At 55.7% G+C, this 6,196-nt stretch carries 6 protein-coding genes; 4 read left to right on the top strand and 2 right to left on the bottom strand.

The window, feature by feature from the left end; translation table 11 throughout:
• The first annotated feature begins 320 nt into the window (after window positions 1-320).
• Complete coding sequence (gene rsmD / locus GJ1_RS16910) at window positions 321-917, top strand: 16S rRNA (guanine(966)-N(2))-methyltransferase RsmD (RefSeq protein WP_066234973.1); 597 nt, start codon at window positions 321-323, stop codon at window positions 915-917.
• The gene (gene coaD / locus GJ1_RS16915; protein WP_066234975.1) at window positions 883-1,377 is read left to right on the top strand and encodes a pantetheine-phosphate adenylyltransferase; all 495 of its coding nucleotides are present in this window, start codon (window positions 883-885) and stop codon (window positions 1,375-1,377) included. The genes rsmD and coaD overlap by 35 nt, the downstream gene beginning before the upstream one ends.
• Before the next feature lie 145 nt (window positions 1,378-1,522).
• On the opposite strand, the gene spoVV is transcribed toward coaD, so the two are convergent.
• Window positions 1,523-2,758, bottom strand: coding sequence for a dipicolinic acid transporter SpoVV (spoVV, locus tag GJ1_RS16920; protein ID WP_066234978.1), 1,236 nt, complete (start codon window positions 2,756-2,758; stop codon window positions 1,523-1,525).
• 132 nt (window positions 2,759-2,890) lie between these two features.
• Between spoVV and GJ1_RS16925 the strand changes: the two genes are divergently transcribed.
• Both GJ1_RS16925 and GJ1_RS16930 read left to right on the top strand, forming a co-directional pair.
• The gene (locus GJ1_RS16925; protein ID WP_066234981.1) at window positions 2,891-3,679 is read left to right on the top strand and encodes a patatin-like phospholipase family protein; all 789 of its coding nucleotides are present in this window, start codon (window positions 2,891-2,893) and stop codon (window positions 3,677-3,679) included.
• A complete protein-coding gene (locus tag GJ1_RS16930) occupies window positions 3,676-4,695 on the top strand; it encodes a SepM family pheromone-processing serine protease (protein WP_066234984.1) in 1,020 nt (339 codons plus the stop codon). Before GJ1_RS16925 ends, GJ1_RS16930 begins: the two co-directional genes overlap by 4 nt.
• Here the strand turns inward: GJ1_RS16930 and GJ1_RS16935 are convergent.
• Window positions 4,668-5,888: a nucleotidyltransferase gene (locus GJ1_RS16935; protein ID WP_066234986.1), complete on the bottom strand. Its 1,221-nt coding sequence runs from the start codon at window positions 5,886-5,888 to the stop codon at window positions 4,668-4,670. The genes GJ1_RS16930 and GJ1_RS16935 overlap by 28 nt on opposite strands.
• Window positions 5,889-6,196 lie beyond the last annotated feature (308 nt).

Raw genomic sequence — 6,196 nt, forward strand, 5'->3', positions numbered from 1 at the left:
CAAACCTTGCGGAGGCGAACCCGCAAGGCTCCTTCCAGATCCTTGCCTCCGCGCTAGGCGGAACAAGGAGCGGAAAGAAATAAAGAAAAGGGAGAGGAGAAACCGGAGGAAGAACTTATGGGGAAACGTAAGTCTTCTCCGTTACTGGCAACAATGTTGTTGCCATTACTCATTATGGCCGGTTTCCCGATTTCTATACACGGATCGCGAAAAAATTCTCTAGTTTGACGATCATCAACTTTATGGTAAGATTACGATGAAAACGGTGAATCATGTTGATGGCAAGATCATCTTGTGCAACGGTGGATTGGGTGAAGGCAATGAGAGTCATTTCCGGAACGTGCAAAGGACGGAATCTGCAAGCGGTTCCAGGGATGTCGACGCGGCCGACGACCGATAAAGTCAAAGAAGCGATATTTAATATGATTGGGCCGTATTTCTCGGGCGGCATCGGTCTTGACTTGTTTGCCGGCAGCGGCGGCCTGGGCATCGAGGCGCTCAGCCGCGGACTTGAGCGTGTCATTTTCGTTGATCACGACCGGAAAGCGGTGCAGACGGTTCGAAAAAATGTGGCGGCCTGCGGGCTTGAAAAACGGGCGGAAATTTACTGCAACGACGCCGGACGGGCGCTGAAAGCAGTGGCGAAGCGCGGCCTCTGTTTTGCAGTCATTTTCCTCGATCCACCGTACAAAGAGAAACAGTGGCCGATATGGTTGTCGTCGATTGCCGAGCGCCGCTTGTTGGAGCCGGATGGCGTCGTCGTCGCTGAACACTCGGCGGAGGTGGAGCTGCCCGAGGAGGTCGACGGCCTGAAACGGTGGAAGCGGGAAACATATGGCATCACCGGCGTGACGATTTATAGATGGGAAGGGGATGGAAGCGATGGCGAGCATTGCGGTTTGTCCGGGGAGCTTTGATCCTGTGACGTATGGACATTTGGATATTATTAAGCGGGGAGCGAAAGTGTTTGATCAAGTGTATGTGGCCGTGTTGAACAACTCATCGAAAAAACCGTTGTTTACCGTCGAGGAGCGGATCGAGCTGCTTCGCGAGGTGACGCGGACGCTTGAGAATGTTCATGTGGAATCGTTTCACGGCCTGCTCGTCGATTACGCCCGCAGCAAAAAAGCGAATGCCATTTTGCGCGGCTTGCGCGCCGTGTCCGATTTCGAATACGAAATGCAAATTACGTCGATGAACCGCGTCCTTGATGAAAACATTGAAACGTTTTTCATGATGACGAACAGCCAGTATGCGTTTTTAAGCTCAAGCATCGTCAAAGAGGTGGCAAAATACAACGGTGATATTTCTGAGCTCGTGCCCCCGGTCGTCGAGCAGGCGCTGAAGCGGAAATTTGCGTCCATGGTTGCCGATTGACAGCCCGGTCGGGGGCAGCTTCAGCGAACGCTGCAACCGGCGCCGATTCGTCTGCTGACAAGGACGGTTCATCACCGAGGATAAGGCAACCTGCCCTTGCCCTAACGGCCAGATGGCTGTCAAGGACGCCGGGCGCCCAAGCGGTTTATGGGCGCCCGCGCGATTCACTGGCCGCTTTGACCATGAGCCATATATAAAGGCAAAGAAACAACAGCGTCATAAGCGGCCCGTATTGCTGCAGCCACCGCCAGCCTTCATCCCAGACGCTGCCCGGTGCTGCGTGAAGAAACGTCGGAATGTTGGCCCGTTCTCCGCCAACCGCGCGAACGTACAACGGCTTCCAAAGCAAGTATGTAAATAAAGCGGCAAACACCCCGTGCAGCAGGCGCGCGATGAAAAACGGCTGAAAGCGGATGTTTGCTTCTGCCAAGATGCTGGCGACTTGCGCTTGAACGGAAAAGCCGCCGAAAGCGAGGATGAAGCTCGTTGCCACCGCTTTTTCCATCAACGTCGCCTCATTCGTTTGGCTGATCATTTGGCTGCCGAGCGTAATTTCAAACAAGCCGGAAAACACCGGGATGTCAAGCTGCTCCGGCAGTTGGGCGAGGCGGAGCAGATGGCCTAGCAGCTGGGCAAGCTGTTCGGTCAAATGCATCATATACAGCAGTTTATTAATGACGGAAAAGAGAATAATAAAACCGCCGATCATCAGTAGGGTTTGGACAGATGAGCGCACGGCGTCGCCAAGCAGCTTGCCAAGCGGCTGTTCGTTTTTCAGCCGCGTGCGGTGCAGCGTGCGCAACGCATACGGAAGCGAAAACGGGCGCGGCCGCCGTTTCGGCTGTCCCTGCTCTTTCCAAATGCCGTGAAAGCGCATGATCAATCCGACGCTAATGTTTCCTAAATAATGTGAGAGAGCCAGCACAAGTCCGAGATGCGGGTTATTGAAAAATCCCGCCGATACGGCTCCGAAAATAAAGAGCGGATTGGACGAATTGGTGAATGATGAGAGCCGCTCGGCTTCAATAGTGGTCAGTTGCTTTTCCTGGTACAGGCGGGCGGTCAGTTTGGCCCCGGACGGGTAGCCGGACGCCATTCCCATGGCCCAGGCGAACCCGCCGACGCCTGGGACGCGAAACAACGGGCGCATGAGCGGCTCAAGCAGGACGCCAAGGAAGCTGACGACGCCGAAGCTGATGAGCAGCTCCGAGACGATGAAAAACGGCAAAAGCGACGGAAAGACGACCTCCCACCACATCGTTAAGCCGCGAATCGACGCTTCAAGCGACTGTTTTGGATAGCAAATGAGCGAAAACGCAAACAAGGTGGCGGCGGAAGCGAGCAATACGGTTTTCCATTTCGCTTCCCAATTTCGTTTCACTCTTCTCCCCCCTTTTTTTGCCGTGCGGCTTCGCGCGGTACAACCTCATATAACCTAATATACGAGCATAGGGGGGCGTTTTAGACCATACGATGAAAGCGGGGAGCGCTGCGACAAAGGGGGGGAGGAGGCGTGCTGCCCAAAATCGGATTGGCGCTCGGGTCGGGAGGGGCGCGCGGATTCGCCCATCTTGGCGTGCTGAAAGTGCTTGAAGAGGAACAGATTCCAATCTCTTATTTAGCCGGCAGCAGCATCGGCGCGCTCGTCGCCGTTCTCTACGCAAGCGGCCATGGCCTCCATCGTCTTTACCGGCTGGCCCGATCGTTTCGGCGCAACGATTTTCTTGACTGGACAGTGCCAAAAATGGGGCTGATTTCCGGTGAACGGATCACGCAATTCATCCGTTTGTTGACGAAAGGAAAACGAATCGAGGAGATGTCCCCGCCGGTGGCGGTTGTCGCCGCTGATTTGCAGACAGGGGAAAAAGTGGTGTTTCGGCAAGGAGAAGCAGCCCAGGCGGTGCGGGCGAGCATCTCGATTCCCGGCATTTTTGTGCCGGCGGAAATCAACGGGCGGCTGCTTGTTGACGGCGGCGTCGTCGACCGGGTGCCGGTGTCGGTCGCCCGGGCGATGGGAGCGGATATTGTCATCGCCGTCGACGTCGCTCCGCTCAACACGAAGGCGGAAATTGCGTCGATCGTCGATGTCATTTGGCAGAGCCTCGATATTTTGCAAGCGGAACTGGTAGCTCACCGTCAGCTCGCCTCAGATGTGATGATCCGGCCGCGTGTCGAACAATATAGTTCGCGGGCGTTCACGGACATCGAGGAAATCATCGCCCGTGGGGAAGAGGAAGCGCGAAAGCAAGTCGGAGCGATCCGCCGAGCGATCGAACAGTGGAAGGAGCCATCGCACGAATGAAAAAACGGACGTACATTGCCTTGTTTTTCTTTGGCGCCGCCCTCGCCTTTTTGCTCATTTTTATGAAGCTGCCGTATTACGTGACGATGCCGGGAAGCGCGCAAAGTTTAAAGCCGCTCGTTCATGTAAAACATGGCGATCGCGATGCCGGAACGTTTATGCTTACGACGGTGCGGATGGGGCGGGCGAACGTGGCGTCGTATTTGCTCGCCCATATCCGCCCGTTTTATGAGCTCCATCCGGTTGAGGAAATCAAGCAGGAAGGGGAGAGCGACAAGGAATATACGATGCGCCAGCTTGAGCTCATGGAGCAGTCGAAAGAGGCGGCGATCGTCGTCGCTTATCGTCATGCTGGAAAGCCGGTGTCGTATGAACCGCGCGGCGTTTATGTCATGAGCGTCCTCCCTGATATGCCGGCCGCCGGCCGTTTAGAGACCGGCGACCGCATCGTCGCGATCGATGGAAAGCCGCTCGGCACATCGGAGCAAATGGTCAACTACATTCGTGGAAAACAAGCGGGTGATCGCGTCCGCGTCGCGTTCATTCGCGGCCGGAAGCGGCATGAGATAGAGCTTGAACTGAAGCCGTTTCGGCAGCACCCGAACCAAGTCGGCCTCGGGGTGACGCTCATGACCGATTATAACGTCCGCACCGACCCGCCCGTTGACGTCGAGTCGGAACAAATCGGCGGGCCGTCGGCCGGGCTTATGTTTTCTCTTGAAATTTACAACCAACTCGTCGATGAAGATATTACAAAAGGCCATAAAATCGCCGGCACCGGAACGATTGATCTTGACGGAAACGTCGGGCCGATCGGCGGCGTTTCGCAAAAAGTTGTAGCGGCCGACCGCGAAGGGGTCGAGGTGTTTTTCGCGCCGAACGAACATGGCGCGCCGACATCGAATTATCGCGAGGCGGTGCAGACGGCGAAAAAAATCGGGACGAAGATGAAAATCGTCCCAGTCGATACATTTGATGAGGCGGTTCGTTATTTGCGTTCGATGCCGGAAGCGTAAATCGGCGCTGTGGCGTATTCTTCTTTCAGTGCGGCGCTGTAGAGCGGCTCGGAAAAGGCGGCGGCGTATACGGCCGCCGCTCTTTTTTCTTGCTCGTACAGCGGATTGCCGTTGAGTTTGGCCGCCTTGGCGACAAGCGGCAGCGCCAGGTGTTTTTTCACCTGCTGCAAGTAGCGGCGGCCGGTTTCATTCATGCCGAGCAACCGGATATAGGTCGGGTTGGCCGCTTTGGCTTGCTCCTCCTTTGTGAAATTCGTCAACACATGCGCGCATAAGCGTTGCAGCCTTGTCCAGGTGTATCGCTTCGTTTTGACGGCGGCGATGAAGGCGGCAAACGTTTCGGCGTGGGCGATGTGTTGCTTCAGCCGGTGTTCGATCCCTTCCTCCACGCCGGCGATGCGGCGCAAGTCAGCCTCTGTGGCGATCAACAGCCGATATTTTAGGAGCGGAAAATACACTTCCCAATCGTGAAAGCGCCCGTATGTCTCCCGGTATTGGCGGAGTTGTTCGAGCGCAGCGGGCGGAACGTACGCCGCGATCGACTCGAGCTGTCCGGTTTGTCGCAATGTTTTCCGCAGGCTGGTGGCGCTCGCAATCGACGGGTGGGAAAATGATTCGTCATGATAGCCGGCCGCTATGCGCGGAATCGTGCGCGGGGCCATCGCCAGTCTGTTTTGCCGAATGGCTTTCACATAGGCAAAGCCGAGTACATTGTTTGGCTGCGACAAATCAAGCGGAGCGGCGCCGAACTTTTGCCACGCTTCAGCGGCGGCTTTCGGAAAGCTTTGTCCGCGCGCCAGCCCGGTGCGGATGAGGGAATCGAACGTTTCCTTCTGTTCGAGCCATGTTTCCGCCGCGGATAAAAAAGCGGAAATTTCCCCCGATTCGCTGCCAAAGCAAAGCTCTTGGCAGCCGATCGCCGCAAGCAGCTGCACCGCCCCGTGGGCAAACTGCTCAGCCGCCTGCACGGCGAAAGCGTACGGAAGCTCGATGACAATATCAATGCCGGCAGCGAGCGCCATTTTCGCCCGCGCCCATTTGGAGACAATAGCAGGTTCGCCGCGCTGCAGGAAATTTCCGCTCATGACGGCGATCAAACAGTCCGCTTCGGTCTTTTGCTTTGTTTCTTGCAAGTGATGGAAATGGCCGTTGTGAAACGGATTGTATTCGACGATCACGCCGACGGCTTTCACCTTGGTTTTCGCCCCTTTCATCATTTCACAGTTCCGTTTGAACAAAAAGAAATGGAACATTGTTTTAGCAGCTTATGGACGTTTGGTGCAGCCCAACTCATCTATAAGCATAGCAAATTCTTTCGATACATTCCCATGCCGAAGGACAATTTCCTTTGGGAGTGAGCGTAGCATTCGCCTAGCGCCAATGGCCCGCCGCATGCGGCGCGGTTTTTTCACCGCTGTGCCCATCGTGCATGTTCGGAGCGGCATTTGGAAATGATGGGAGTATGCCGTTCTTTTCCCAAGGAATGGGTGGTTGTAAAGAG

It is taken from the genome of Geobacillus jurassicus NBRC 107829 (genome assembly GCF_001544315.1).
Classification (GTDB): Bacteria; Bacillota; Bacilli; order Bacillales; family Anoxybacillaceae; genus Geobacillus; species Geobacillus jurassicus.